The organism is Kribbella sp. NPDC026611 (assembly GCF_040638345.1).
In the GTDB taxonomy this organism is placed as follows: Bacteria; Actinomycetota; Actinomycetes; order Propionibacteriales; family Kribbellaceae; genus Kribbella.
Window position 1 is genome coordinate 1,009,490 of record NZ_JBEZYC010000001.1, and the last position, 26,996, is coordinate 1,036,485.

Annotated in this window: 29 protein-coding genes and 1 pseudogene; 20 read left to right on the forward strand and 10 right to left on the reverse strand. The window is 69.3% G+C overall.

Annotation, left to right across the window (positions count from 1 at the left end):
• The first annotated feature begins 6 nt into the window (after positions 1 to 6).
• Positions 7 to 843: a class II fructose-bisphosphate aldolase gene (locus AB0E69_RS05055; protein WP_360139695.1), complete on the forward strand. Its 837-nt coding sequence runs from the start codon at positions 7 to 9 to the stop codon at positions 841 to 843.
• On the opposite strand, the gene AB0E69_RS05060 is transcribed toward AB0E69_RS05055, so the two are convergent.
• Positions 840 to 1,094, reverse strand: coding sequence for a hypothetical protein (locus AB0E69_RS05060; RefSeq protein ID WP_360139698.1), 255 nt, complete (start codon positions 1,092 to 1,094; stop codon positions 840 to 842). The genes AB0E69_RS05055 and AB0E69_RS05060 overlap by 4 nt on opposite strands.
• Before the next feature lie 83 nt (positions 1,095 to 1,177).
• On the opposite strand from AB0E69_RS05060, the gene AB0E69_RS05065 reads away from it, so the two are divergent.
• From AB0E69_RS05065 to AB0E69_RS05075, 3 genes are all read left to right on the forward strand, one after another.
• Positions 1,178 to 1,735, forward strand: a complete 558-nt coding sequence (locus AB0E69_RS05065) for a hypothetical protein (protein ID WP_360139701.1) — start codon at positions 1,178 to 1,180, stop codon at positions 1,733 to 1,735.
• Positions 1,736 to 1,809: 74 nt separating this feature from the next.
• Complete coding sequence (locus tag AB0E69_RS05070; RefSeq protein WP_360139704.1) at positions 1,810 to 2,331, forward strand: hypothetical protein; 522 nt, start codon at positions 1,810 to 1,812, stop codon at positions 2,329 to 2,331.
• A 1-nt stretch (position 2,332) separates the two neighbouring features.
• Positions 2,333 to 3,676: an APC family permease gene (locus AB0E69_RS05075; RefSeq protein ID WP_360139707.1), complete on the forward strand. Its 1,344-nt coding sequence runs from the start codon at positions 2,333 to 2,335 to the stop codon at positions 3,674 to 3,676.
• On the opposite strand, the gene AB0E69_RS05080 is transcribed toward AB0E69_RS05075, so the two are convergent.
• The 5 genes and pseudogenes from AB0E69_RS05080 to AB0E69_RS05100 form a co-directional block, all read right to left on the reverse strand.
• Entirely contained in the window at positions 3,642 to 4,700 is a 1,059-nt protein-coding gene (locus AB0E69_RS05080; protein ID WP_360139710.1) for an ABC transporter permease, read from the reverse strand. The genes AB0E69_RS05075 and AB0E69_RS05080 overlap by 35 nt on opposite strands.
• The gene (locus AB0E69_RS05085) at positions 4,697 to 5,575 is read right to left on the reverse strand and encodes an ABC transporter ATP-binding protein (protein ID WP_360139713.1); all 879 of its coding nucleotides are present in this window, start codon (positions 5,573 to 5,575) and stop codon (positions 4,697 to 4,699) included. The genes AB0E69_RS05080 and AB0E69_RS05085 overlap by 4 nt, the downstream gene beginning before the upstream one ends.
• Positions 5,572 to 5,967, reverse strand: coding sequence for a GntR family transcriptional regulator (locus AB0E69_RS05090; RefSeq protein WP_360139716.1), 396 nt, complete (start codon positions 5,965 to 5,967; stop codon positions 5,572 to 5,574). The genes AB0E69_RS05085 and AB0E69_RS05090 overlap by 4 nt, the downstream gene beginning before the upstream one ends.
• A gap of 71 nt (positions 5,968 to 6,038) precedes the next feature.
• Entirely contained in the window at positions 6,039 to 6,401 is a 363-nt protein-coding gene (locus tag AB0E69_RS05095; protein WP_360140414.1) for an FAD-binding domain-containing protein, read from the reverse strand.
• A gap of 133 nt (positions 6,402 to 6,534) precedes the next feature.
• Positions 6,535 to 6,789, reverse strand: a pseudogene (locus tag AB0E69_RS05100) (deoxyribodipyrimidine photo-lyase); the annotation flags it as partial.
• Positions 6,790 to 6,872: 83 nt separating this feature from the next.
• Between AB0E69_RS05100 and AB0E69_RS05105 the strand changes: the two are divergent.
• The 10 genes from AB0E69_RS05105 to AB0E69_RS05150 all read left to right on the forward strand — a co-directional run bounded on the left by AB0E69_RS05105 (position 6,873) and on the right by AB0E69_RS05150 (position 15,046).
• A complete protein-coding gene (locus AB0E69_RS05105; protein WP_360139719.1) occupies positions 6,873 to 7,577 on the forward strand; it encodes a metal-dependent transcriptional regulator in 705 nt (234 codons plus the stop codon).
• Between the two features lie 75 nt (positions 7,578 to 7,652).
• The gene (locus tag AB0E69_RS05110) at positions 7,653 to 8,432 is read left to right on the forward strand and encodes a methyltransferase domain-containing protein (RefSeq protein WP_360139722.1); all 780 of its coding nucleotides are present in this window, start codon (positions 7,653 to 7,655) and stop codon (positions 8,430 to 8,432) included.
• 43 nt (positions 8,433 to 8,475) lie between these two features.
• Entirely contained in the window at positions 8,476 to 9,849 is a 1,374-nt protein-coding gene (gene pabB / locus AB0E69_RS05115; protein ID WP_360139725.1) for an aminodeoxychorismate synthase component I, read from the forward strand.
• Positions 9,846 to 10,544, forward strand: a complete 699-nt coding sequence (locus AB0E69_RS05120) for an aminotransferase class IV (protein WP_360139728.1) — start codon at positions 9,846 to 9,848, stop codon at positions 10,542 to 10,544. Before pabB ends, AB0E69_RS05120 begins: the two co-directional genes overlap by 4 nt.
• A 611-nt stretch (positions 10,545 to 11,155) precedes the next feature.
• Entirely contained in the window at positions 11,156 to 12,061 is a 906-nt protein-coding gene (locus tag AB0E69_RS05125) for an SPFH domain-containing protein (RefSeq protein WP_360139731.1), read from the forward strand.
• A 12-nt stretch (positions 12,062 to 12,073) separates the two neighbouring features.
• Positions 12,074 to 12,283 carry a hypothetical protein gene (locus AB0E69_RS05130; RefSeq protein ID WP_360139734.1) on the forward strand — a complete coding sequence of 70 codons (210 nt, stop codon included), beginning with the start codon at positions 12,074 to 12,076 and terminating at the stop codon, positions 12,281 to 12,283.
• Complete coding sequence (locus AB0E69_RS05135; RefSeq protein WP_360139737.1) at positions 12,276 to 12,965, forward strand: GPP34 family phosphoprotein; 690 nt, start codon at positions 12,276 to 12,278, stop codon at positions 12,963 to 12,965. Before AB0E69_RS05130 ends, AB0E69_RS05135 begins: the two co-directional genes overlap by 8 nt.
• Positions 12,966 to 13,023: 58 nt before the next feature.
• Positions 13,024 to 13,383, forward strand: coding sequence for a GntR family transcriptional regulator (locus tag AB0E69_RS05140; protein WP_360139740.1), 360 nt, complete (start codon positions 13,024 to 13,026; stop codon positions 13,381 to 13,383).
• Positions 13,383 to 14,282, forward strand: a complete 900-nt coding sequence (locus AB0E69_RS05145) for an ABC transporter ATP-binding protein (RefSeq protein ID WP_360139743.1) — start codon at positions 13,383 to 13,385, stop codon at positions 14,280 to 14,282. Before AB0E69_RS05140 ends, AB0E69_RS05145 begins: the two co-directional genes overlap by 1 nt.
• Positions 14,279 to 15,046 (forward strand): hypothetical protein, encoded by a 768-nt coding sequence (locus tag AB0E69_RS05150; RefSeq protein ID WP_360139746.1) that lies wholly within the window; start codon positions 14,279 to 14,281, stop codon positions 15,044 to 15,046. Before AB0E69_RS05145 ends, AB0E69_RS05150 begins: the two co-directional genes overlap by 4 nt.
• A gap of 429 nt (positions 15,047 to 15,475) precedes the next feature.
• Here AB0E69_RS05150 and AB0E69_RS05155 read toward each other — a convergent pair whose 3' ends face one another.
• From AB0E69_RS05155 to AB0E69_RS05170, 4 genes are all read right to left on the reverse strand, one after another.
• The gene (locus AB0E69_RS05155) at positions 15,476 to 18,190 is read right to left on the reverse strand and encodes a glycogen debranching protein (protein WP_360139749.1); all 2,715 of its coding nucleotides are present in this window, start codon (positions 18,188 to 18,190) and stop codon (positions 15,476 to 15,478) included.
• 30 nt (positions 18,191 to 18,220) lie between these two features.
• Positions 18,221 to 19,222 (reverse strand): LacI family DNA-binding transcriptional regulator, encoded by a 1,002-nt coding sequence (locus tag AB0E69_RS05160; protein WP_360139752.1) that lies wholly within the window; start codon positions 19,220 to 19,222, stop codon positions 18,221 to 18,223.
• 75 nt (positions 19,223 to 19,297) lie between these two features.
• On the reverse strand, positions 19,298 to 20,074 hold the full coding sequence (locus AB0E69_RS05165; protein WP_360139755.1) for an LLM class flavin-dependent oxidoreductase: 777 nt from the start codon (positions 20,072 to 20,074) through the stop codon (positions 19,298 to 19,300).
• Positions 20,075 to 20,104: 30 nt separating this feature from the next.
• Positions 20,105 to 20,845, reverse strand: coding sequence for an SDR family oxidoreductase (locus AB0E69_RS05170; protein WP_360139758.1), 741 nt, complete (start codon positions 20,843 to 20,845; stop codon positions 20,105 to 20,107).
• Positions 20,846 to 20,965: 120 nt separating this feature from the next.
• Here AB0E69_RS05170 and AB0E69_RS05175 point away from each other — a divergent pair, with 120 nt between their 5' ends.
• The 6 genes from AB0E69_RS05175 to AB0E69_RS05200 all read left to right on the forward strand — a co-directional run bounded on the left by AB0E69_RS05175 (position 20,966) and on the right by AB0E69_RS05200 (position 26,965).
• Positions 20,966 to 22,462: an AlkA N-terminal domain-containing protein gene (locus tag AB0E69_RS05175; RefSeq protein ID WP_360139761.1), complete on the forward strand. Its 1,497-nt coding sequence runs from the start codon at positions 20,966 to 20,968 to the stop codon at positions 22,460 to 22,462.
• A gap of 2 nt (positions 22,463 to 22,464) precedes the next feature.
• Positions 22,465 to 23,013, forward strand: a complete 549-nt coding sequence (locus AB0E69_RS05180; RefSeq protein WP_360139764.1) for a GNAT family N-acetyltransferase — start codon at positions 22,465 to 22,467, stop codon at positions 23,011 to 23,013.
• Positions 23,010 to 23,495 carry a methylated-DNA--[protein]-cysteine S-methyltransferase gene (locus AB0E69_RS05185; RefSeq protein ID WP_360139767.1) on the forward strand — a complete coding sequence of 162 codons (486 nt, stop codon included), beginning with the start codon at positions 23,010 to 23,012 and terminating at the stop codon, positions 23,493 to 23,495. The genes AB0E69_RS05180 and AB0E69_RS05185 overlap by 4 nt, the downstream gene beginning before the upstream one ends.
• Before the next feature lie 11 nt (positions 23,496 to 23,506).
• A complete protein-coding gene (locus AB0E69_RS05190; protein WP_360139770.1) occupies positions 23,507 to 24,097 on the forward strand; it encodes a YdeI/OmpD-associated family protein in 591 nt (196 codons plus the stop codon).
• A gap of 313 nt (positions 24,098 to 24,410) precedes the next feature.
• The gene (locus AB0E69_RS05195; protein ID WP_360139773.1) at positions 24,411 to 24,953 is read left to right on the forward strand and encodes a PadR family transcriptional regulator; all 543 of its coding nucleotides are present in this window, start codon (positions 24,411 to 24,413) and stop codon (positions 24,951 to 24,953) included.
• On the forward strand, positions 24,950 to 26,965 hold the full coding sequence (locus AB0E69_RS05200; RefSeq protein WP_360139776.1) for an NADPH-dependent 2,4-dienoyl-CoA reductase: 2,016 nt from the start codon (positions 24,950 to 24,952) through the stop codon (positions 26,963 to 26,965). The genes AB0E69_RS05195 and AB0E69_RS05200 overlap by 4 nt, the downstream gene beginning before the upstream one ends.
• Positions 26,966 to 26,996 lie beyond the last annotated feature (31 nt).

Genomic DNA, 26,996 nt, shown 5'->3' on the forward strand with positions numbered 1-26,996 from the left:
CACGCAATGCCGTTGGTTTCTGGTGCCGAGGTGGTGTTGGCGGCGGCCAAGTCCGGTCGCGGGGTCGGCGCGTTCAACGTCATTCAGCTGGAGCACGCGACCGCCCTGATCGCCGGGGCCGAGCAGGTCGGCGCGCCGGTGATCCTGCAGATCAGCGAGAACGCGGTGAAGTACCACGGCGCGCTCAAACCGATCGGTGTCGCGACCCTCGCAGCCGCCGCGGCCTCGACGGTCCCGGTGGTCGTCCACCTGGACCACGCGATGGACCGCGACCTGGTGACCGAGGCAGTCGCGCTCGGCTTCACCTCGGTGATGTACGACGCGTCGAAGCTGGAGTACGCCGACAATGTGGCGGCGACGATCGAGGTCACGCAGTACTGCCATGACCACGGCGTCTTCGTCGAGGCGGAGATCGGCGAGGTCGGCGGCAAGGACGGCGTCCACGCCCCCGGCGCCCGCACTCGCCCCGACGAGGCCCAAGCCTTCGCTGAAGCCACCGGCGTGGACGCGCTGGCAGTCGCCGTCGGTTCCTCCCACGCCATGACCGAGCGCACGGCAACGCTCGACTTCACCCTTATCTCACAGCTGCGCGACCACGTCAGCGTTCCCCTCGTCCTGCATGGTTCGTCAGGTGTGGCAGATGCCGACCTCACGCGGGCAGTAGCGGCCGGCATGACCAAGGTCAACATCGCCACGCACCTCAACAACGTGTTCACGGGTGTGGTGCGCGACGTGCTCGCGGACAACCCGAAGCTGGTCGACACCCGCAAGTACCTCGGGCCGGCCCGCGACGCTGTGGCCGCCGAGGTGGCCCGGCTGCTGGGCGTGCTGAACGCCGTTTAGAGCGTGGCGCTGCCGCGCACCCAGTGGGCGCGGAGCTGGTCCCGCGCGACCTGCACCTGCTCGCGAGCCGTCGGATCCGGTACTTCGAAGTCGTCGATCAACCGGGTCAGCGCCAGCTCCAGCGCGGCGACCATCGCGTCCTCCTCGGACAGGTCGGTCTCGGCCACCCCGCGGAGGCCCGCGGCGAGCGCGGTGAGTCCGGCCCCCTCGTGATCGGTGAGCTGGAGCGTGAGCTCGGTTCTGGTGTCCACGGCACTCCTCGTCGACTTGGTACAGTCATCCTGCAATGCAACGGCCATGTTGCACAAGAGGCCCTGGTGAGGAGTCGATCGCGATGACGGTGGCGGTGGACGAAACCCTGCGGACGGCGACCATCGCCGTACTGGGCGAGCACGGCTGGTCCGGGGTCACCCTTGAGCGGGTCGCCGAGAAGGTCGGCCGGTCCCGGGTCACGCTGTGGCGCCAGGGCCTGACCGTCGAGGCGCTGCTCAGCGCGTTGCTGGATGCGCTGGCCGACGACTACCGGGACACGATGTGGCCGGTGCTGGCCGGCTCGGGGACCGGTCGCGAGGGACTGGTCCGCACGCTGGAGGCCCTGTTCGACGTGATCGACCGGAATCTGCCGCTGATGCTCTCGTCGGACCTGATCTTCCACCAGGAGCAGGCCCGGAACGGCCCGGTCTCCTTCCTCGACCCGTTCGAGCGGTTCCTGCGCGAGGGCGAGGCGGACGGGACCCTGCACCCGCACGGCCGGGTCAGCGACGTCGCCGAAGTACTGATGGTCTCGGCCGCGTTCACCTACGTGCACATGCGCGGCCGGCACCACTGGTCCCGCGCCCGTGGTCGCCGGCTCACGCTCGATCTGGTGCTGCGTGGGGTGGTCTCGCCCTGATGCAACATGACTGTTGCACTTTACGCAACAGCCATGTTTCACTGGTGCTCTCAAATCGTCCTGGGAGGACCGTCATGACACTTCCGTACGTCGAACCGCTGACCCGCCGGGAGCTCGGGCCGCGGGTGATCCCGGAGCCGCCGCGCGTGGGTGAGGAGGGCGGCGCCCCGTGTGGGCTGTGCGACTGGCTGGCCGGCGAGCGGCCGGAGCACGAGCCGCCGCTGTGGAGCGACGACAACTGGGCTCTCTGCCGGGCCAGCGGGGTGACGATCCCCGGCGTGGTCTGGCTGGCCAGCCGCGGCCACTACGACAGCTTCTCCGATCTCCCCGATTCACACGCGACCAGCTACGGGCCGGTCGTGGCCCGGGTCGAGCGGGCGATCCTCGCGCTCGGCGACATCGCGCGGGTGCACATCTACCGCTGGGGTGATGGTTCGGCACACTTTCACGTGTGGTTCTACCCCCGTCCACTGGGCATGCTCGAAGCTAAGCGGGAGATGCTGGCCCTCTGGGCAGACCTGCTCCCCGAACCCCCTCAGGAGATCGTCGCCGATGCCGAAGAAAAGATCGCGGCAGCCATGGCAGCAGGCGACTGAGATGAAATCGCCCACGCCGGCATCCGACCCCGGAGCCCAGCCGGGGTCCGCCGACCAGCCCGCGCCGTCGGACCGGCCGAAGCCGTCGGATCAGCGGGTGCCGGCGGGCGGGTCGGTGCCGGCGGGGCTGGCTCGGCGGCTTGGGCTGTCGGATGCTGTTGTCATTGGTGTGGGGTCGATGGTGGGGGCTGGGGTGTTTGCGGTGTGGACGCCGGCGGCTCACGCGGCGGGCAACGGCCTGCTCATCGGGCTGCTGATCGCCGCAGTGGTTGCCTACTGCAACGCGGCGTCGTCGGCTCAGCTGGCGGCCGTCTACCCGGTCTCCGGCGGTACCTACATCTACGGACGTGAGCGCCTCGGCAACTGGTGGGGCTTCACGGCCGGTTCGGCTTTCATTCTTGGGAAAACGGCGTCGTGTGCCGCCATGGCGTTGACCTTCGCGACCTATGTCACCGACGTCGGCTGGTTGCGCCGGGTGATTGCGTTGGTAGCAGTCATCGCATTGGCAACAGTCAACTACCGCGGTGTGACCAGAACAGCCCGCCTCACCAAGGTTCTGGTGACCTGCACACTGGCAGTGCTGGCGCTGATCCTGGTTCTGTTGTTCGCAGCCCATCCACAACATCACCAGCTGGCGGAAGCGTCCGCGTACGGAGTACTCCAGTCCGCAGGCCTGCTCTTCTTCGCGTTCGCGGGATACGCCCGGATCGCGACGATGGGTGAGGAAGTGCGCGAGCCGGCCAAGACCATCCCCAGAGCGATCAGCCTCGCGCTGCTCATTGCCGTCAGCCTCTACCTGCTCGTCGCCCTGGCCTGGCTGCGGCACCCCGCGTCGACCGCCGCACCCCTGGCGGCGGCGGTCGACGCTGTCGGTGCGGCCTGGGCGTCCCCGATCGTGCGGGTCGGCGCCGCCCTTGCCAGCCTCGGCGCGCTGCTCGCCCTGATTGCCGGCATCGGGCGGACCAGTCTCGCGATGGCCCGCAACCGGGACCTCCCGACCTGGCTGGCCGCGGTCCACCCGAAGTACCAGGTCCCACACCACGCCGAGCTCGCGCTCGCCGCGGTCGTCGGCGTGCTCGTCCTCACCACCGATCTGCGCGGCGTGATCGGCTTCTCCTCGTTCGGCGTCCTGCTGTACTACGCGATCGCGAACGCCTCCGCGTTCACCCAGCCGGCCGAGCAACGCCGCTGGCCCCGGGCCGTCAACGTGCTCGGCCTGATCGGCTGCGTCGTCCTCGCGGTCACCCTGCCGTGGACGTCCGCGGTCGTGGCCGCCGCGCTGCTCGCGGTGGCCCTCCTGGTCCGGCGGCTCACGACAGGTCGCGCCGGATCCGCCAGAAGCTGAACCCCATCAACAGCACGGCCAGCCCGAAGAACAGGCCGAACTCCCGCCACTGCAGCGGCCAGAACTTGTCGGCCGTGAAGAACTTGAGGTGCTGCCGGTACCCCTCGTCCGCGAGCCGCTGGAAGCATGCGGCGCGAGCCGCGGGATCAGTCCGCTCGGTTCCCTCGCCCTGTTTGACGGGCGGCGGGCCCGGCGCGCAGTCGATGGCCCAGCTCGGCAACGTGTCCACGACGTTGCCCGCCTTGTCCACGGTGTGGTCGTACACCTTCCACCCGCCCACGGCCCCCATCGCGACCTCGATCCCAGCGATCTGCGGGGTCGGCCCGTCCCCGCTGAGCATGAACCCCCGGATCCCGTCCTCGGTGATCGTCACCAACTTGTCCGTCGGCGCCATCAGGTGCGGCCGGACGAAGCTCGGCGTCAGCGCCATCACCAGGATCACCGCCGTCAGCGTCACCGCGAGCGCGACGACCGTACGCCGTACCGCCAGCCCCACCGCGACCCCGAGAGCGAAAGCGAAGGCCGCATACCCGACCGGGACCAGCGCGTGGGCCGAGAAGGACGCAGGGAACATCCTGGGCAGGAAGTAGTTCGAGTCCTGGCCCGCGTTCACCGCGCGGTCGATCGGAGCCGACCACCACGTCACGGCCCAGCTCAGCAGCCCGGTGACCCCGACCGCCGCCAGACCGGTGAAGCCCACCTTGACCGCAAGCCAGTGCCACCGCGAGATGCTCTGCGTCCACACCAGCCGGTGCGTGCCGGTCTCCAGCTCGCGGGCGACCAGCGGCGCTCCCCAGAACGCACCGATTACCGGCGGCAGTGCGTACATCAGCACTGCGCCGACCCGGTACAGCGTCGTCATCCCGTGGTCGAGCGCGAGGCTCTGGAGGAAGTTCTCGGCCAGCTTGTGGTACTGGTCGAGCAAGCCCGGTCCGGTCGTGGCCAGCGCGACCCCGGCCGCCACGACCACCGTCGCGATCACCAGGAACTGGACGCGGAACTGCCGCCAGGTCAGCCAGATCATCGTTGCACCTCCAGCACCGGACGCTCCGGCTGGACGTCGCGGCCCATGTAGGCCAGTACCAGGTCCTCGAGCGTGAGTTGGGAGACCGACCAGGCCGGATCATGGATCGGCTGCTCGGTCCGGATCAGGTACGTCGACTGCCGATCGGTGTGGCTCTCGGTCACGACGTACTGGTCGCGCGGCAGGTCCTTCGGCTCGCGGCGCGGCCCGGTGAGCCGGTAGTGCGTGCCCAGTAGGGTGTCGATCTCGCCGCTCACCTGGACCCGCGAGTCGACCAGCACGATCACGTAGTCGCAGGCCCGCTCGATGTCCGAGACGAGGTGCGAGGACAGCAGGACGCTCAGCTCCTGCTCGGCCACCGCCTCCATCAGGTCCTGCAGGAACTCCCGTCGCGCCAGCGGGTCGAGCGAGGCCACCGGCTCGTCCAGCACCAGCAGCTCCGGCTGCTTGGCCAGGCCCAGGGTGAGTGCGAGCTGCGCACGCTGACCGCCGGACAGCTTGCCGGCGCGTTGTTTCGGATCGAGCTTGAGGTGATGGATCCGTTGCTGGGCAAGGGAATCGTCCCAGTTCGGGTTGAGTCGCGCGCCGAGCCGAAGGTGGTCCGCGATGCTCAACCGGGCGTAGGTCGGGGTGTCCTGAGCCACGTACCCGACCTTTGTCTGCTGTGTCCCCGCAGGTGCTCCGAGGACCTGCACGGCGCCGGCCGTCGGCGCCAGCAGCCCGACCGCAAGGTTCAGCAGCGTGCTCTTGCCGGCGCCGTTCGGGCCGACCAGGCCGACCACGTGCCCGGACGGGATCTCGAGGTCGCAGTCGGTCAGCGCCCACCGCCGGCCGTACTTCTTGCCCAGACCCTGGGCGTCCAAAACGGCACTCATGCTATGTCCTCCTGCTGAGCGGCGGACCGAAAGGTGTTGAGGAACAGTGCCTCGATGCTGTCGTCGTCGAGGCCTGCTTTGCGCGCCTTGGCCAGCCAGCGGCGGAGGTCCTGCCGCAGCGGGCCGTGGGCGGCCAGCGAGTTGTCGGTGAGCGTGCGGGTGACGAACGTGCCGCGGCCGGGCCGGGCCTGCACCAGGCCCTCGTGCTCGAGCTCGCGGTACGCCTTGAGCACGGTGTTCGGGTTGATCGCCAGCGTCGCAACCACGTCCTTGACGGTCGGCAGCTGGTCCCCCTCCCGCAGCAGTCCGAGCCGCAACGCGTTCCGGACCTGCTGAACGATCTGCTGGTACGGCGAGACCCCCGACCGCCCGTCCAGATGGAACTCGATCATCCATAACCCCATTCATCTAGGTAACTAGCACTATAGGGGTATGGCTCAGGGCTCGGTCAAGACCTGGAGGCTCAGCGAATCGCTGCGTACCGGCGGAGCGACTCGCGACGGGCGTCGCCGTGGTCGATGAGCTGCGCCGGGTAGCCGTCGGCGCCGCCGTACTTCCACGGCTCGTGCGCGGTCTTCCCGGCGAGGTCCCGCAGTTCGGGGACCCAGCGCCGGACGTACTCGCCGTCCGGGTCGAACTTCAGGCCTTGGCCGACCGGGTTGAAGATCCGGAAGTACGGCGAGGCGTCGGCCCCGCAGCCCGCCACCCACTGCCAGTTCAGCGAGTTCGACGCCAGGTCGCCGTCGCGCAACGTCTGCATGAACCAGCGGGCGCCGTGCCTCCAGTGCACGTGCAGGTCCTTGACCAGGAACGACGCGACGACCATCCTGCTCACCCGCACCGTCGGTGTCGCCGGCGGGCAGGTCCTCGCTGTCGGCCTGCACCCAGCGCACGTTCGCCGGCGCCTCGACCGGCTTCCGCCAGCCGTGCTCGAGCCAGGCTTTGAAGTACGGCGTGAACACCTGGTACGGCCGGCCTTGCTGGTTCAGCACGCGCCCTGGCGCCACGGCGTACGGCGACCCGGTGGCCACCAACGGACACCTCAAGGCGGCTGCAACCTCTTGATCGCGTCGTTGTCCGTACGCGCCGTAGTCGGCGCTGAGATGCACGCTCACCGCCTCGCACTCCTTGGCGATCGCCGGGATCACCTCGACCGGGTCTCCCGTCCGCACGACCAGCTTCCCGCCCGTCGACGCCGACAGCGCCGGAACCACATCACCGCCGTCATCGGGCTCATTCTGTCCCGGTACCCAGGACGATTGGGTAAGGCTTGCCTCAGTAGGCGAGAATGGGTGTCGTGAGCGATCTCATCGATACCACCGAGATGTACCTGCGGACCGTGTACGAGCTCGAAGAAGAAGGCATTGTGCCGCTGCGCGCCCGGATCGCGGAGCGCCTGCACCAGTCCGGGCCGACGGTCAGTCAGACGGTGGCGCGGATGGAGCGCGACGGCCTGATCAAGGTCGAGGGCGACCGGCACCTGGAGCTCACCGACGTCGGCCGGAAGCAGGCGGTCCGGGTGATGCGCAAGCACCGCCTGGCCGAGCGGCTGCTGGTCGACGTGATCGGGCTCGAGTGGGAGGACGTGCACACCGAGGCCTGCCGCTGGGAGCACGTGATGAGCGACGCGGTCGAGCTGCGGCTGCTCAAGCTCCTCGGCAACCCGACCGAGTCGCCGTACGGCAACCCGATCCCGGGCCTGGAGGAGCTGCAGACCAGCAGCCAGGCCAGTGCGATCGGGGACTTCCGGATCGGGGTCGAGCCGCTGGACCAGGTCCTCGACCAGGCGACCGGCGAGAGCGTGCGGGTGCTCGTCCGCCGGATCGCCGAGCCGGTGCAGACCGACGACGGCGCGATGGCCGTGCTCCGCAAGGCCGGCGCGCTGCCCGGCCGCGAGGTCGACTCCACCCTCGACGCCGACGGCGTCCTGGTCGGCAGCCGCGAGGCCGGCGGCGTGATCAGCGACGAAACCGCCGGCCACATCTTCGTCAGCCGCGTCTGAAGTAGGTCAAAGGACGGTTAACGCTGCGCACCCGATGCGGTACATCGGGTGCCTGGCCGGTACCGTCGTGGCGCGATGTCTGAGAACGTGATCGATTGGCCGCAGTACCTGCGGGAATTCCACACCGCCGCCCCGGGCAGCACCGAAGCGCTGCTGTCCCGGGCGGTGGCCGGTGACCATACGCCGTACCGCTGGCTCGTCCGTGCCGTTTCCGGCGAGGCCAAGCGGGTGCTCGACCTGGCCTGTGGCAACGGGCCGGTCGCCCGCGAGCTCTACGGGCGCTGGGTCGTCGGGGTCGACAACAACCCGGCCCAGCTCGAGGGTGCGCCGGGGCCGAAGGTGCAGGCGGACGCACTGCACCTGCCGTTCGCGAACGAGGTCTTCGACGTCGTCACCTGCTCGATGGGCCTCGCGGTGCTCCAGCCGCTGCCGGACGTCCTGTCCGAGGCCGCTCGGGTACTGCGCCGCGGGGGCGTGCTCGCCGCGATCGTGCCCGCCGTACGGCCGCTGCGCCGCGGTGACATCCGCACCCTGAGCGGCCTGACCACGCGGCTGCGGTCGACCCCGCAGTTCCCGGCCGGCGGTGAGATCACCGAGCTGAAGGACCAACTCAAGCACGCCGGGTTCGACGTGATGGAGAGCCAGCGCGAGCGGTACGTGTACACGATCCGGAGCCGCGACGACGCTCACCGGCTGGTCAACGCGCTCTATCTCCCGGGCACGCCGGACGTCCGCCGGGACACCGCCGCCGGCTGGCTCGCCGACCGCGCCGAGTCCAAGGACGGCCTCGAGGTCGCGATCCCGATCCGCCGGATCACCGCGATGCGCACCAAGCTCGCCCTGACCGTCTCCTGATCACAGCGCCCAGCTGAGGCCCACGGGTAGGTACCGTGTGCTGGTGAGTGCGCTGAGCTGGTCCGTTCGGACGCTCGGCCGGGCGCTCGACGGTGAGACGGTCTACCGCGAGCTGCTGGCCGGCGAACAGGTCGCGTTCTGGCTCGACGGTAGCCTGACCGACCGGTTGCCGCATCGCGTCTCCGTCCTGGGTACGACGCTGGGCGACAGCGCGGAGGTCGTCGTACGGGACGTTGCCGACGGGGACGTCTTCGCCGAGTTGGACGCGTTGCTCGCGGCCCGGTCGACCGAGCCGCCTACTGAGCTCACGGGCCTGTTCTGCGGTGGATACGTCGGGTACTTCGGGTACGAGCTGAAGGCGCTCACCGGGGGAGCGGCCGCGCACGAGTCGCCGACGCCGGACGCACTGTGGATCTGGGCGAACCGGTTCGTGGTCATCGACCACGATCGCGATCGCACGTACCTGGTGGCGGTCGATGCGCCCGGGGCGGGCGAGGGATGGTTGGACCGGGCCGAGAAGGCGGCGGCGGACTGGTGGATGGCGAGCGTCGACGTACCTGCTGTCGCCCGCCTGGACCTCGAGGCGCACCTCGAGCAGCACCGGTCGGCGTACCTGGCCGGGATCGCGCGCTGCATGGCCGCGCTCGAGGCGGGGGAGTCGTACGAGATCTGCCTGACGAACCGGGTCCGGCTGCCGGCCGTCCCCGATCCGTTCGAGTTCTTCCGCTGGCAGCGGTCCGCGAACCCGGCGCCGTACGCCGCCTTCCTCCGGTACGGCGATCTCGCGGTGGCGAGCTCGTCGCCGGAGCGGTTCCTCACCGTCGACGCGGACGGGTGGGCCGAGTGCCGGCCGATCAAGGGGACCGCGCCACGGGAGCTCGACGCGGCGCAGGACGAGCTCGCCGCGAAGGCGCTGGCCGAGGACGAGAAGACCCGCGCCGAGAACCTGATGATCGTCGACCTGATCCGCAACGACCTCTCCCGGGTGAGCGAGCCCGGGACCGTGCAGGTGCCGCAGCTGATGCAGGTCGAGACGTACCGGAGCGTGCACCAGCTGGTGACCACGGTCCGCGGGCGGTTGCGGTCCGGGGTGAGCGCCGTCGACGCGGTCCGGGCGTGCTTCCCGCCGGGGTCGATGACGGGTGCGCCGAAGATCCGGACGATGGAGATCCTCGACGAGCTGGAGCTGAGCGCGCGTGGGGTGTACTCCGGTGCGCTCGGGTACCTGACCGTGGACGGGCGGGCCGACCTGAGTGTGGTGATCCGGACCGCGGTACTGACACCCGATCAGACCGTGATCGGGGCCGGGGGTGCGATCGTGCTCGACTCGGAGCCGGTCGCGGAGTACGACGAGATGGTGCTGAAGGCAACGGCAGCCGTGGGCGGGGACGCCGCGGCCGAAGGGTGGGGGAGATGAGTGGTTTGCGGGTGGCGGATTCGTTCCTGGTGGCCAATGGCAAGGTTCGGGGGCTGGACCTGCACCGGGAGCGTTTCGTCCGGTCGTGCGCGGACGCCGGGGTCCCGGCGGAGCGCTTCTGGGACGAGCAGGTGGGACGGCTGCCCGGCTTCGGTCGGTGGTTCCCGCGCTTCGAGCTGCGCGACTCCGGCGAGCTCGCCGTACAGCTGCGCCCGGCGCCGACCACGGGCGGGCGGGTACGGGTCGCCGTCCACGAGGGCGCTGACCCACGGACGATGCCGCGGGTGAAGGGGCCCGACCTCGAGCTGCTCGGCAAGCTCCGCGAGTCCGCGCCGTACCGCGCCGACGAGATCCTGCTCCTCGACGCGGACGGGACCGTCCTGGAGGCGGCGTACGCGGCCCTGGCCTGGTGGGAGGACGACACCCTCTGCTTCCCGCCGAGTGACCGCCCACTCCTGCCCTCGGTCACCGCCCAGCTCCTCCGCCAGATCGCCCGCACCCAAGGCGTCCCCGTCGAAGAACACCCCATCACCCCCGAGGCCCTCCAGAACACCACCGAAGCCTGGCTGATCAACGCCCTCCACGGCATCCGCCCCATCCACGCCTGGCAGGACTCCCCCATAGACCCCCTCCCCAACTCCCACTCCACCCCCTGGCAGTCCCACCTAGAATCCCTCACCACCCGCCTCCCCTGACCAACCCCCACCTCGAACCCCTCACTCCCGCCCGCCCAACTCCGGCCCGCCCAACTCCGGCCCGCCCAACTCCGGCCCGCCCAACTCCGGCCCGCCCAACTCCGGCCCCCCAACTCCGGCCCGCCCAACTCCGGCCCCCCAACTCCGGCCCACCGCCCCGGTCCCACCGCGCCCCGGCCCCCACCCCGGCCCCATCCCGCCCGCCCCATCCCGGCCTCCCCACCCCGGTCCAACCGCGCCGGCCCCCCGGGTCCCATCGCGCCCGGCCCCGCGCTTCCTTGGCGCCCGTGCCGCGTTCGAGGGGTTATCTCCTCGGCTTGAGGCTTCACCCTTCGCATACCAGCGGAGAACCCTCAACTCGAGGGGATATCCCCTCGAGCTGAGGCCGGCGGGGCTCGCCCGTGGAGCCGGGGTGCGGAGCGGGGCGGGGTGCGGGGCGGGCGGGGGTGCGTCTGCGGGGCGGGGTGCGGGGCGGGCGGGGGTGCGTCTGCGGGGCGGGGTGGGGAACGCGCTGGGTTGTGGGGAGGGGTGGGTCGTGAGGAGGGGCGGAGCGGGGTTGTAAATGTGATATCACTTTGCTACCTTTGAGCTATTCGAGGGAGGAGTTTGTGATGGTGGATGGTGTGGTGGAGATGCCCAAGCCGAAGGTGAGTGAGCGGGCCGGGTGGAACATCAACGGGTGGCCGGTGGCGCTGGTGGTGTTGCTTGTGTTGGTGGCGGCTGTCGTGCAGTTCTCCGTCGGGGTGAACCACGGAAGCTCGGGCATGGTCTGGCTCGGGATCGGGCTGTTCGTCGTGGGGGTGATTGTCGCCGCGGGGCTGACCGCGGTGTCGCCGGGGCGGGCTCGGGTGCTGCAGATTCTCGGGCGGTACGCCGGGACGATCCGCACCGACGGGCTGCGCTGGGTGAACCCGATCTCCTCCCGCCGTGAGGTGTCGACCCGGATCCGCAACCACGAGACGGCTGTTGCCAAGGTCAACGATCTCGACGGGAACCCGATCGAGATCGCCGCGGTGGTGGTCTGGCAGGTCGAGGACACCGCGCAGGCGATGTTCGAGGTGGACGACTTCGTCGAGTTCGTCGCGATCCAGACCGAGACCGCGGTCCGGCACATCGCGAACAGCTACCCGTACGACGTGCACACCGACGACGGCGCGCTCTCGCTGCGGGACAGTACCGACGAGATCACCGAGAAGCTGTCGGCCGAGATCGGTGCGCGCGTGCACGCGGCCGGCGTGCGGGTGATCGAGTCGCGGATCACGCACCTCGCGTACGCACCGGAGATCGCGCAGGCGATGCTGCGCCGACAGCAGGCCGGTGCGGTCGTCGCGGCCCGGCAGCGGATCGTCGAAGGCGCGGTCGGCATGGTCGAGCTCGCGCTGGACCGGCTGTCGGAGCACCAGGTGGTCGAGCTGGACGAGGAGCGGAAGGCGGCGATGGTGAGCAACCTGATGGTGGTGCTGTGCGGCGACCGGGACGCCCAACCGGTGGTCAACACCGGCTCGCTCTACCAGTGAGCGGCCGATCCGGTGGCTGTCGAACGCAAGAAGATCCTGCTCCGCCTGGATCCCGTGGTGCACGACGCCCTGGCCCGCTGGGCCAGTGACGATCTTCGGAGCACCAATGCCCAAATCGAGTACCTGCTCCGTCGCGCGCTGTCCGAGGCCGGCCGCCTGCCCAAAGGTGTAGGCAAGCAACGCCGCCCGGGCCGCCCGCCCAAGGAGGACGACGATGAGTAGAACTGTGGTCATGCCGCTGCGCCGGCCGGAGCGCTCCCGGCAGTCGCGCAAGGTTGTTGCATACAGCAACATGCGGGCCCCGGAGTCGCTGCCGGCTCGGCTTTTCCTGCTGGCTTACGATCCGACGCGTGGCAGGCTGACGAGTCGTCAGAAGCTCGGCAAGCTCCTGCGGGCCGCGGCGCTGACCGACCTTCAGCTGACCGGCAAGGTTGCTGATGACAACGGGCGGGTGCGGGTGCTGACCGGCGCGGAACCGACGGATCCGGTGCTGGCCGGGTTCTTGGCGGAGATTCGGGCGGTGGGGCCGCGGAGGTGGCGGCATTGGATCGATAGGCGGCCGGGTCTGCTCGTGCGTCAGGTGCGGGACGAGCTGGAGCGGGCGCGGCTGATCAAGGTGGAGCCGCGGCGGATCCTCCCGGATCGCATCAGCCTCCGCCAGCCGCTGGTACGGCGGCAGATCCTGCAGGCCGCCCACGACACCTTGCGCCCGTCCCGGCTCGTGTCACGGGTGGACCTCCGCGATGCGTCGATCGTCGTACTCGCGGCGACGGCTGACCTGCGGACGGTCGTCACGCGCGAGCGGCGCAACCGCCACAAGGACCGCCTCGCGCAGCTCGCCGTACGGATCGGGCCCGTCGTACCGGCTCTGAAGAAGGCGCTGCAGTCGCAGTCGGCCGGGTGACCCGGTTCAGGCGCTACGGTTCGTTACTCAGGTAATGAACCGAGGAAGGGGGGTAGTGGTGTTCGACGACCGGAGTCCGATCTATCTGCAGATCGCCGAGCAGATCAAGAACGACATCGTCACCGGTGCGCTCGCGGAGGACGAGCAGGTCATGTCGACCAACCAGTACGCCGCCTTCTACCGGATCAACCCGGCCACCGCCGCCAAGGGCTTCGCGCAACTGGTCGACGAGGGCGTGCTGTACAAGAAGCGCGGCATCGGCATGTTCGTCGCCCCGAACGCCCGCGACCTGCTCCGCACCGGCCGGCGGGACTCGTTCATCGCCGACGTCGTCGACCCGATGATCCGCGAGGCCAAGGCGATCGGCGTACCGCTCAAAGACGTGATCCAGCACATTCGCACCTGGGGTGAGGCCTGATGGCTCTGACAGTCCACACCGAAAACCTGTCTGTTCGGTTTGGCGGCGTGCCCGCGCTGGACCGGCTGGACCTGCGACTCGCGCCGGGAAAGATCCACGGGTTGCTGGGTCGCAACGGGTCCGGCAAGAGCACGCTCGCGGCGACGCTGGCCGGGTTCCGGCGACCGGACGAAGGCCGCGTGCTGATCGAGGGCGGCGACCTCGGTGCGGCGGCCGAGCCGTTCGAGAACGCGATCGTGACGAGCCGGGTCTGCCTGATCCGCGAGTCCGGCGACGTGCACGACTCGGCGCTGGTCAAGCACATCCTGGGGCTGGCCGCCGCGCTCCGCCCGTACTGGGACGCGGACCTCGCGGCGGACCTCCTGGACCGCTTCGAGGTCCCGGTCGGGAAGAAGGTCCAGAAACTCTCCCGCGGCAAGAAGTCCGCGCTCGGGGTCGTCCTCGGGCTGGCGAGCCGCGCGCCGCTGACGATCTTCGACGAGAGCTACCTCGGGATGGACGTCCCGTCCCGCAACCTGTTCTACGACGTACTGCTCGCCGACTACGCCGAAGTACCGCGCACGATCGTGCTGTCCACGCACCTGGTCAGCGAGGTCAGCGCGATGCTCGAGGAAGTGGTCATCCTCGACAACGGCCGCCTGGTCACGCAGTCCCCGGTGGACGCCCTGCGCGGCCGCGGTGCGTCGATCGTCGGACCGGCCGCGACCGTCGACAGGTTCACCAAGGGCTTCACCGTGCTCGCGGAGGAGCGCCTCGGTGGCACCAAGTCGACTACGGTCCTCGGCGACCTCGACCCGGCCCTGGTCGCCGACGCCGCCGCGGCCGGCCTCGAGATCGGTCCGGTCGGTCTCCAGGATCTCTTCGTCCATCTCACTGCCCCGACAGGAGCGCGCTCATGACCGTTGTCGTGGAGAGCAAGCGTTCGATGCCGGGCGGTGTCACGGACTGGCACCGGCTGCGGCAGGTGCTGCTGGCGATGGTGGTCGGCCTGCGCCAGATGCTCGTCGGCTACTGGGTCGTGATGATCGCCGCGTTCCTGTTCGGCGGGATCGCCATCCAGCTCGCGACGAGCGGCGTCGACCACAGCATGTGGGACTACGGCTCCGCGTCACCGAAGTACTTCTCGTTGGCGCTCGGCGTCACGCTCGGTCCGGCGTACGTCGCCTTGCTCGTCGCCCAAGGCGTCACCCGGCGGATGATTTCCGTTGCCGCTGGCATCTACCTGACCGGCTCCGCGGCAAGCACCGCGCTGCTCTGGGTTCTGGTCTATCAGTTCGAGCACTTGCTCTACCGGTCGCAGGGGTGGAGTCAAACGCTCAGCAACCCGCACGTGTTCACCAGCCCGACGCAGGTCGGTCTCATCTTCGCCGAGTTCTTCCTGCAGATCCTGTCGCACGAGGCAACCGGGTGGCTGCTCGGCATCACGTTCTTCCGCCTCGGGTTCTGGCGCGGAGTCCTGCTGCTGCCGCTGTCGTTCGTCCCGGCCGTGGCGGGGGAGTTGCTGGTGGTCGCGCAGTGGTTCGCAGAGGCATTGAAAAACAATGGCTATCACCGTCCGCCACTCGCCGTGGGCGCACCGTCCGTCCTCGTGGTCAGTGCTCTCGGTGTGTACGTCGGTTATCTCATCCTGCGACCGATGGCGCTCAAACCGGCCAAGGGATGACGGCAACTTATGCACAGGGGGTGTGCATAAGTTGATGAGTTTCTGTGGATGATCAGCGTGGACACTGTGGACGGTCGAAACTGTTGTCAGGAAAGGGTTGTGCGACCCCTGCTCGCGGCGGTACAAATGTCGACACGCTGCTTCTGACGGGAGCGGCGGGTCGAACGGAAACCGAGAGCCCTCGCGGTGGGGATCCCCACCGAGGTAGACCGGTGACGGGGTCTGCCGGCCTCAACGGGCCGTTTCGGGAAGCTGGAGACGTCACCTTCCTTCAGCTGGTGCGGGCCCCTCCGACTCATACTCGGAGGGGCTCGCCTTCTTTGTCCGCAAACTGCACCGGCCGGTGTCATAACTGGACAGACGTCAAGACAGCAGCAGCCGGCCGGTGCACAGAACGGCTGTGCACCGGCCGGCAGGTTGCAGGGTGTCTCAGCGGAGAGTAACGGTCAGGTCCGTCTGCGCACCGCGCGCCTGGACCCGCACCTCCGTCCCACGCGTCGTCGTGACGAGCTCGTACTGTGCCTGGTGCCCGTTGACGAACACGCTCCGAACTGTCGATCCGGCCGGTACGACGGCGCCGACCGTGACGGCCGCCCCGACCCCGTGAGCGGTCACCTCGGTCCGCAATGCCTTACCAGTAAGGCGTGCCGTCACATCGAGCGATCCGTGACCGACCCGGATGTTGCTCCCGGCCACCTTCTGCTGACCACCCGGAACCTGCGGTACGACGCTGACCCGGCCGTGGCCGAGATCCGGGTCGACGCCGAGCTGCTGGTGGATCACCGGCCAGAGAATGCCGTACGCACCCCACGCCTGGAGCGCCATCGAGCGGTCGTAGAACGCCCGGCCGATGTTCGCCGGGGAGTCCGGCGACGGGGCGATCTCGGGCATCGCGCCGGGCAACTCCCAGACACTCGGGTCGAGCTGGATCTGGGCGTTGCCGGTGGTGTACACCTGCTGCTGCTTCGGGCCCAGCCGACCGAAGTTGCCCTCGGCAACCGCCATGATCGACGTGTTCAGGCCGAAGATGCTCCGCTCGCTCTTCACCTGGGAAACGATCGGATCGCAGGAGGGGCCGGGGTTGCCGGCCGGGTCGGACGTCGGCCCGGTCCCGGTGTGGAACAGGCCGAACTCGCCTGTGTAGCAAGGCTTTTCGCGCTGGTCGAGCGCGATGTTTGCGTGCTCTGCGGAGGCGAGTGGCGCCGATCCGTTCGGCTTCGTGAGGACCGCTTCCATCGGCGTGACACCGATCCAGTGCCGCTGGAAGATCGGGGTGTTGTCATTCGTCGGGTCGGTGGCGAGGTCGACGGAGTCGGCGTACCCCATCGCCTGCGGGACCCACCACTGGGCCTCGAAGCGGGACTCGAGGTCGTTGGCCTTGCCGGTCGCCCACTGCTGCGTCTTGGTGTCGTGCTTGGACGCGGCCAGGTCGGCCAGGTCACGCAGCCCACGGGCGAGATAGACGGTGCTGTCGAGCTTCTCCACGCCCATGCCGGCGCGCTCGACATTGGCCAGACCCTCGGGCCAGCCGTCACCGTCCTTGTCCAGCTCGCGGTAGACGTACTGCAGGTTGCGGACGCTGAAGTCGTACATCTCGTCGCGGAACTTGTTGTCACCGGTCCAGCGCCAGAGGAGGGCGACGGTGCTCGGGAACTTGACGGTCTCGTCGGTGTTCCCGGCGCTCTGGTTCGAGCCGAAGTACACGGAGCCGGTCGGAGTCACCTCGTGTGCGACCTTGCCGCTGCGCTGGTTGAGGATGTCGCTGACGTCGCGGAGTGCCTTGAGGTGTTCCTTCACGATGTCGAACTGGCCGGCGGCCACAGCGGCGTACGCCGTGTACTCGCCGTCGGTCGCGAACAGCCACGGGTAGTCCGGGAAGCCGGCGCCGATCCAGCGCGCGGTCTTGACCGTCCCGGCCGGGGCCGGGAAGTCCTTGCCCTCGTTGACGTCGCGGATCTGCAGGTTGTTCGCCTGCTGGACGGAGTCGGCCAGGTTCTGCTTGCTCCACTCGACGCTCTGCTGCAGTAGACGGTCGCCAGGAAGGTCCACTGCGGACTGGCTGTCGATCTGCTGCCGTTCCGCGGTCTTTGCCTTGAACAACTTGTCCGGGTCGCTGAGGGCCTTGCCGTACTCGCGTTGCGCGTCCGGGCTGCCCTTGTCGGAGCCGGCCACGGCGAACCAGATCGTCGTGCCCTGGCCGGGGGCGAGCTTGACGTGGTACGTCAGCCGGCCGCCGGTGCCGTTGCCGGTGAGCGAGTCGTCGCAGCGGGCGGGCGTCGTACCGTCCTTCGGGCAGATGACCGCGGGGTCCTGCGGGCCGCGGTGGTCCGATCCCAACTGGTGGTCCGTCGGACGCAGGGACGATCCGACGAAGGCGGCGTAGTCGTGGGCGGGCGCGTTCGGGTACTTCGGTGTGCCTTGCTCGCGGAACCGGAGCGCGCCGGCGGTGTAGTCACCGGTGTCCGGAAGGTTCGCGTCCTTGGCGCTCGGGGTGGTCCAGTCCCACGGGTAGGACTGCATCAGCTCGGAGTGCGCGTCGACGTCGAGCGTGACGGTCTTCGCCGTCGTTGAGCTGAGCGTGAGGCCGACCAGGGTGGCCCGCACGCCGTCGGGTACGAAGTCGGTACGCCGGACCTTCACGTCGCCGCCGTAGTCGATCCGGCTGTAGCCGTGGCCGCTCGTGTACTTCTGCGCCGCGATCTCCTTGCCGAGCCAGTTGCCGTCCAGCCCGAACCAGATCCCGTCCAGCAGCTTGATCGGCTGGCTCCAGAACCCGCCCATCTCGCCACGCACGTGCCAGCCGGCGGCCGGGTAGAGACCGGACTCGTCGCCCATGGCGTACGCGCGGTCCCCGACGACCAGGGAGCGGCGATCCTGGAGCCGGGTGCTGGTGGAGAGCTCCGAGGAGGCACCGAAGCCGACCGGGGAGCCTGCCGCCGCGCCGGTGGAGGCAGCTCGGGACGAATCCGCTTCCGCGGATCGGGACTGGGCGTTCGGGGTCGGGGAGCCGGGCGGGGCATTCGTGCCGAGCGCTGCGGTAGGACCGGCCAGGACGGTTCCCGCCGCCAGCAGGGCGATGCCGGCCGTGCGGCGGAACGGGCGGCCAGGTGGCGCAGTACTTCTGTTGGTTGGATAGGGAGTCATGGCGGGTCCTCCTTCTCGCGGGACTGCCGGTTAGCCGGGGGCTGTGCTGCCCCTGATGACCAGTTCGGGGTGCAGAAGTCGTTCGGTGCGGGTGTCGTCGGTACCGGTGAGGATGGCGATCAGTTCCTCGGCGATCTGGTCCATGGGCTGGCGCAGGCTGGTCAGGCCGGGGGAGACGACTTCCGCGAGCGGGGAGTCGTCGAAGCCGGTGACGCCGACGTCGCGACCGGCGGCGAGACCGCGGCGGGTCAGCTCGCGGAGTGCGCCGAGTGCGAGAACGTCGCTCAGGGCAACGATTCCGTCCGGCGGACGTTCGGAGTCGAGCAGGGCCGCGGTCGCCAGCGCGCCCTCTTCGATGCTGTCCTCGCGGCAGCGGATGAACAGGCCGTCGGCCGGCAGCCCGAGTTCCTTGCACGCGCTGCGCCAGCCGCCGCTGCGGTCCTCGCCGAGTCCGGACGACTTCGGCCACCCGATGAACGCGATCCGCCGGCGCCCGGTGTCGTACAGGTGCCGCACCGCGAGTGCCGACCCGCCCGCGCCGTCGACATCGACCCACGGCCCGGGTTGAGTGGTCTGCTTCCACACCCGCCCGAAGCTGACGAACGGGATGCCCTGCTCCTTCAGCCACCCGTGCCGCGGGTCGTGCGTCTCGGTCTGCGACAGCACGAAGCCGTCCACCAGCCGCCGCGCGTGCAGATCGTCGTACGTCGGCATGCCGCCGACCCCCGGCTCCGCGGTGAAGAGCAGGATGTGCCGCCCGGTCCGCTCGGCGGCGGCGCAGAGCGCGTGCAGGAACTGGTCCATCACGAGATGCGTCTGGTTCGGCCAGCTCGGGACGCAGTACCCGATCAGCTCGACCGCGCTGGTGCGCAGGCTGCGGGCGTTACGATTGGGGCGATAGTTGAGCAGTTCGATCGACCGGTTGACCCGGTCGAGTGTGTCCGGGCGCAGGCGGTGTGGTGCATTCAGTGCGTTCGACACCGTCTGTACGGACACCTCGGCGTGGGCGGCGACCTGCTTCAACGTAGCCATCGCAGCCTCCCACAGACGTTTTGAACGTTAAAAACATCCGCAGTCTCTCCCCGGACTCCTGACCGTGTCAACGGTTCAGATCCGCGGCGGCCCCTGCCGCACGATCGCGACGGTGTCCGCGAACGACATCGGCGCGATCCACCGACCCCACCAGGTAGCGCCCGCTCGCGCGAACGCGGCTGGATCCCCACCACTCACCTTGACGTCGGCAACTCCGTCTCCAAGCAGTCGAAGGACATCATCCGGGGTGACCTGTTGCGGTGCGTCCGTACTGCCCTTATACGCACACGATCCGTCCCACCGGAGGATCCGGCGCCGCACCCCCGGTACCAAGAAGTTGCCCCCAACCCAGATCGGAATCCGCGGCCGCTGCACCGGCCGCGCGGTCAGCTGCGCTCCCTCCACCGTGTAGTGCTTCCCGCTGAACGTGACCGGCTGCCCGCTCCACAGCCGGTCGATCAACTCCAACCCCTCGTCCAGCATCTCCGCCAGCACCCGAGGCTCGCCCCGCGGCACGAACGGATCCCCCGGATCCCCGATCCCCACCCCCAGAATCATCCGCCCGCCGGACAGCTGATCAATCGCCACCGCCTCAGCCGCCACCTGCCACGGATGCCGCCGCGGCAACGGCGTGACGGTCATCCCGATCCGGATCCGCGAGGTAGCAACAGCCATCCCCGCCAAACAAACCCACGGCTCATACGTCGCCTGAGACGAGTCCCCCTGATAAACCAGATAGTCCTCCAGAAACACCCCGTCCCACCCTGACTCCTCCGCAACCCGAGCCAACTCACCAAGCCCCCGCGGATCCCGACCATCACCGAACGCCCCAACCGTCACGGAGAATTTCATGGGGTGACGCTAGCCCCGGCGACCGACAGTTCAGGCTGCGTGGCCGCCGTCTATGGAGAGTTCGGTGCCGGTGATGTAGGAGGCGTGGGGGCCGGCTAGGTAGGCGACTGCTGCGGCGATCTCCTCGGGGGTGCCGAAGCGGGGAAGGGACAGGTTGGCGAGCTGGGGTTCGGCGTAGGGGCCGTTGGCGGGGTTCATGGCGGTGTTGATCGGGCCGGGGTGGACCACGTTGGAGGTGATGTTGCGGGCGCCTAGTTCGCGGGACAGGGCCTTGCTCAGGCCGATCAGGGCCGACTTGCTCATCGCGTACAGCGTCATCCCGGGGCTCGTCACCCGGTCGGCTGCGCAGCTTCCGATGTGGATCAGACGGGCGCCGTCGGACAGCAGCGGTACGGCGGCCTGCGCGGCGGCGTACGCGCCCCGCACGTTGACCGCCAGCACCTGGTTGACGTCGTCCAGCGTCAGGTCCCCGATCGGCCCGATCGCGCCCACGCCGGCGTTGTTCACCAGGACGTCCAATCCACCCAGCAACTCCGCGGCCCGTCGTACCGCATCACCGACAGCCACCGCATCAGCCGCATCCGCCGGCACGGCATACCCGCGCCTCCCAAGCGCTTCGATCTCCTTCACCACTGTCGCCGCGGCGTCAGCAGACGCGTTGTATGTGATCGCGACATCGGCTCCCCGCGCCGCCAGCGCCACCGCGGTCGCGGCGCCGATCCCGCGGCTGCCGCCGGTCACGAGTACCTTCTTGCCCATCAGTTCATCCATGCCTTCGAGTCCACCCGAGCGCGGACAGGGAAGCTGGCAGGAATCCGCCCCGAGGCCGTGGCGTCGCATTTCCGCCGACCCCGCCCATCTCCACGTCGCAAAACCGCTAGAGAACTGTCGGTGCGGGCAGGGATGCTGGGGGACGTGTACGAGTGCAGGGAGCGGTGTGTTCGCGCGGTCCAGTCGAAGGACGCGCGGTTCGACGGGTGGTTCTTCACTGCTGTGCTGACGACCGGGATCTACTGCCGGCCGAGCTGTCCGGTGGTGCCGCCGAAGGTCGAGAACATGGTGTTCTACCCGAGCGCCGCGGCCGCGCAGCAGGCCGGCTTCCGGGCGTGCAAGCGATGCCGGCCGGACGCGAGTCCGGGCTCCCCGGAGTGGAACGACCGGGCGGATCTGGTCGCCCGCGCGATGCGTCTGATCGCGGATGGCGTCGTCGACCGCGACGGCGTACCGGGACTGGCCGCTCAGCTCGGCTACAGCGTCCGACAGGTCCAGCGTCAACTCCTCGCCGAGCTCGGCGCCGGCCCACTCGCTCTCGCTCGCGCACAACGCGCCCAGACCGCGCGCCTGCTGATCGAGACGAGCAGCCTGCAGATGGCCGACGTCGCCTTCGCGGCCGGCTTCTCCAGCGTGCGGACCTTCAACGAAACCGTGCAGGAGGTCTTCGCCCTCGCCCCGACCGAGCTCCGCCGCCGCGCTCGTCGCGGTACGGCGTTCTCCGCGCCCGGCACGATCTCGCTCCGGCTGCCGTTCCGCGCGCCGCTCACCCCGGACAACCTGTTCGGCCACCTGATCGCCACCGGCGTACCGGGGGTCGAGGAGTGGCGCGACGGCCACTACCGCCGCACGCTCCGGCTCCCGCACGGCCACGGCGTGGTCGCGCTGAAGCCGATGCCGGACCACATCGCCTGCCAGCTCTCGCTGACCGACCAGCGCGACCTCGCGATCGCGATCAGCCGCTGCCGCCGGATGCTCGACCTGGACGCCGACCCGGTCGCCGTCGACGACCTGCTCAGCGAGGATCCGGTCCTCGCGGCGCTGATCAAGAAGGCACCCGGCCGGCGGGTGCCGCACACGGTCGACGGCGAGGAGTTCGCCGTCCGCGCGGTGCTCGGCCAGCAGGTGTCGACCGCGGCCGCTCGGACCCACGCGCACCGGCTGGTGCTGCAGCACGGCGAACCGATCGAGGACGCGACCGGCGGGCTGACCCATCTCTTCCCGACCACGCAGGCGCTCGCCGGGCTCGATCCCGAAACGCTCGCGTTTCCGAAGTCCCGCCGTACGACGCTGACCACGCTGGTCGGCACGTTGGCCGACGGAGAGATCGACCTCGGCGCTGGCGCCGACTGGGACCGCGCCCGCGAGCAGCTCGCCGCGCTGCCGGGGATCGGGCCGTGGACGGTCGAGTCGATCGCGATGCGCGCGCTCGGTGACCCGGACGCGTTCGTGGCCAGCGATCTCGGTATCCGTTACGCCGCCCGTCACCTAGGCTTGCCGGAGGCCCCCAAACCACTCACGGACCATGCCAGGGCATGGCGGCCTTGGCGCGCGTACGCCGTGCAGTACCTGTGGGCCACCGGTGACCACGCGATCAACAAGATCCCCGCGGAGTGACGATGACCGACCTGACCACCGACCGCCTCCTGCTGCGCAACTGGCGCGAGTCCGACCGCGAGCCGTTCGCCGCGCTGAACGCGGACCCGGCCGTGATGGAGCACTTCCCGTCGGTGCAGACGCGCGAGCAGAGCGACGCGTTGATCGACCGCAACCTGCCGTTGATCGAGGAGCGCGGCTGGGGACTGTGGGCGATGGAGGTGCGGGAGACCGGGGAGTTCATCGGGTTCACCGGGCTCTCGGTGCCGAGCTTCGACGCGCATTTCATGCCCGCGGTCGAGATCGGCTGGCGGCTCACGAAAGATGCCTGGGGCAACGGTTATGCGAGCGAGGCGGCCCGCGCGGCGCTCGCGCACGGGTTCGGGCCGGGCGGCCTGGACGAGATCGTCTCGTTCACCGCGATCCCGAACGTGCCCTCGCAGCGGGTGATGCAGCGGATCGGGATGGTCCAGGACGGCGAGTTCGACCACCCGCGCCTCCCGGACGGCCACCGGCTGCAGCGGCACGTGCTCTACCGGATCAACCGGGCGCAGTGGGAAGCATCGCAATGACGTACGCCGTGATCGACAGCCCGGTCGGCCCGCTGACGCTGGTGGCGACGGATGACGACGAGCTGGCTGGGCTTTACATGGTCGAGCACAGGCACCGTCCGGCGCTGGAGTCCTTCGGCCACCGCGACGACACCGTGCTACCTGCGGTCGTCGAGCAGCTTGCGGAGTACTTCGAGCACGACCGGAAGACGTTCGACCTGCCGCTGCACCTGGCCGGCACGCCGTTCCAGCAGCGGGTCTGGACTGCATTGCAGGACATCCCGTACGGCGAGATCACGACGTACGGCGAGCTCGGCCGCTCGCTCGGGCTGGTGCCGGGAGCGTCGCGCGCGGTCGGTCTGGCGAATGGGAAGAACCCGATCAGCATTATCGTCCCGTGTCACCGCGTGGTCGGCTCGACCGGCAGCCTGACCGGGTACGGCGGTGGGCTCGAGCGCAAGCAGGCGCTGCTGGATCATGAGCGGGGAGATGTGCTGTTCTAAGTGCTCATTCGGTGAGCACTTATCTGGCGGATGCTGGTGCCATGGACGACAACGAGGCGTTGAGCTGTGACGGCGTGGCCGAGTGGCGCGCGTGGCTGGCGGACCACGGGCGGAGTGAGCGATCCGTGTGGCTGGTGGTGCATCGCGAGGCGGAGGGGCTGAATCTCGTCGCGGCGGTTGACCACGCGCTGTGCTTCGGCTGGATCGACAGCAAGACGGTCCGCCGGGACGACCGGACGACGTACCAGTGCTTCACCCCGCGGAACCCACGCAGCACCTGGAGCAAGCGCAACCGGGAGCGGGTCGAGCAGCTCACCGCCGCCGGACTGATGGATCCGGCCGGTCTGGGGCTCGTCGAGCTCGCCCAACGCACTGGCACCTGGGACCTACTCGCCGACGCCGAGAACCTGATCGTCCCGCCAGACCTCCAGACCGCCCTCACAGCCGATCCCACCGCAGACCGCCACTTCCGCGCTTTCCCCCCGTCGGCCCGCCGCGCAATCCTCACCTGGATCACCCTCGCGAAACGCCCGGAAACAAGAGCCCGCCGCATCGCCGAAACCGTCACCGCAGCCGCACTCAACAAACGCCTCCAATCTTAGAGAAAGATGAGAGAAAGAAGAGAGATTTAGGGTGGTGGCTCGCTTCGGTGGTCGGCCGGAGATTGCCCGTGGCAACATTCGCGTGTCAGAACGTGCACTCGCGCTCTAAATCTTCTTTCTCTGGTCTTTCTTTCCTTTCTTCCCTCGAAGACGCGGACAGAAAAACCTCCGGTTGACCGCCGAGCCGGCCAGCACTCTAAGGCTCTTCCTCTTTGCTGTTCTCCCGAACCCCGCCAGGCATGTCCGGACAAGGACTGTGAGCTTGGATGCAATCGGGTGCAGTGCAACGAGTTGCATAGGTAGGGTGCGGGGTATGGCGTTGGAGCATGCGATTCTGGTTGCGTTGACTGAGCGGGACGGGTCCGGGTATGAGTTGGCTCGGCGGTTCGATCGGTCGATTGGGTACTTCTGGCCGGCCACGCATCAGCAGATCTACCGCGTGCTGCGCCGGATGGACGAGGCGGGCTGGGTTCGTCATACCGAGATCGCCCAGGAGGGCCGTCCGGACAAGAAGGTTTACCGGGTCTCCGCCGCGGGTCGGGCCGAGCTGTCGCGCTGGCTGGCCGAGCCCGAGGATCCCGCCGTACTGCGGGATGCGCTCGGGGTGAAGCTTCGCGGTGCCTCGCTGGCCAAGCCAGGCGTGGTGCTCAGGGAAGTCGAGCGGCACCGGGCCGAGCACGCGACGCGGCTCGAGGTGTACTGCGGGATCCAGCGGCGGGACTTCCCGAAGCCGGCCAAGCTCCACGACCGCGACCTGCATCAGTACCTCGTCCTCCGGGGCGGGATCCGCGCCGAGGAGTCGTTCGTGGCGTGGTGCGACGAAGTGATCGACGCCCTCCGGAAGGACAAGCCATGACCGCGTACCCGCACCTGCTCGAGCCGCTCGACCTCGGTCACGTCACCCTGCCCAACCGGGTGATCATGGGGTCGATGCACACCGGGCTCGAGGACCGGCTGCGCGACCTGCCCAAGCTGGCGGCGTACTTCGCCGAGCGGGCGCGCGGCGGCGTCGGCCTGATGGTGACCGGTGGCTACGCGCCGAACCGGACCGGCTGGCTGACGCCCTTCGGGTCGACACTCACGAGCCGTCGTCAGGCCCGCAAGTACCGGATCCTGACCGACGCGGTGCACGCGGAGGGTGGCCGGATCGCGTTGCAGATCCTGCACGCCGGCCGCTACTCGTACCACCCGTTCAGCGTCTCGGCCTCAGCGCTCAAGGCACCGATCAACCCCTTCAAGCCAAGAGCCCTGTCCGATCGCGGCGTGGTCAGGCAGATCCGGGCGTACGTCGAGTGCGCGGCGCTCGCCCGTGCGGCCGGGTACGACGGGGTCGAGATCATGGGCTCCGAGGGGTACTTCATCAACCAGTTCCTGGCCGAGCGGACGAACCGGCGGACCGACCGCTGGGGCGGCAGCCCGGAGAACCGGCGCCGGCTGGCGGTCGAGATCGTCCGGCAGACGCGCGAGCGGGTCGGTGACGACTTCCTGATCATCTACCGGCTGTCGATGGCCGACCTGGTCGAGGGCGGCCAGACCTGGGACGAAGTGGTTGCTCTGGGCAAAGAGATCGAGGCGGCCGGTGCGTCGATCATCAACACCGGCATCGGCTGGCACGAGGCGCGCGTCCCGACCATCGTGACCTCAGTGCCCCGCGCTGCCTTCACGAGCGTCACCGCGGCCTTCAAGCCGCATGTCAGCATCCCGGTCGTCACCTCGAACCGGATCAACCTCCCGCAGGTCGCCGAGGAGGTGCTGGCGCGCGGCGACGCCGACCTGGTCAGCATGGCCCGGCCGTTCCTGGCGGATCCGGAGTGGGTGCTGAAGGCAACAACCGACCGGGCGGACGAGATCAACGTGTGCATCGCCTGCAACCAGGCGTGTCTGGATCACGTGTTCGCCAAACGGAAGGCGAGCTGCATGGTCAACCCGCGGGCCGCCCGCGAGACCGAGCTGCAGCTGCTGCCGACCCGTCGTACCAAGAGCATCGCGGTGGTGGGCGCGGGACCGGCCGGGCTGGCGGCGGCCGTGACCGCAGCGGAGCGCGGGCACCGGGTCGAGCTGTTCGAGGCGAGGGATGAGCTCGGCGGGCAGTTCGGGATCGCGCAACGGATCCCCGGCAAGGAGGAGTTCGCCGAGACGATCCGGTACTACCGCCGGCGCCTCGAGCTCACCGGCGTCAAGGTCCACCTCGGGCGACGGGCCACGGCCGACGACCTGACGGGGTACGACGAGATCGTGCTCGCGACCGGCGTCGTACCGCGGATCCCGGACATCCCCGGGATCGACCACCCGAAGGTGCTCTCGTACGTCGAGGTCGTGCGCGACGGGCAACCCGTCGGGGGCACGGTCGCCGTGATCGGTGCGGGCGGGATCGGGGTGGACGTCAGCGAATTCCTCACCACCACGGCCTCCCCGGCACTGGACCTGGCGGCGTGGAAGGCGGAGTGGGGTGTCGCCGATCCGACTGCGGTCGCCGGCGGCCTCGGCGTACCGCAGCCGGAACCCTCGCCGAGGAAGGTGTATCTGCTGCAGCGCAAGGCGGGGAAGATCGGCGCGGGCCTCGGCAAGACCACCGGCTGGGTGCACCGGGCCGCGCTGAAGACCAAGCAGGTCGAGCAGTTGCGCGGGGTGAACTACGAGCGGATCGACGACGAAGGGCTGCACGTCACTTTCGGGCCGAAGCGCGAGAAGCCGCGGGTGCTTGCGGTGGACAACATCGTGGTCTGTGCCGGACAGGAGTCGCTGCGGGATCTCGTCGACGGCCTGGCCGGTCGATCGGTGCACGTGATCGGCGGCGCCGACGTGGCCGCCGAGCTCGACGCCAAACGCGCGATCGACCAGGCCACCCGACTCGCCCTGACCCTTTGAGGTGCACTAGGGCGCTCTAGTACGCGCTGGC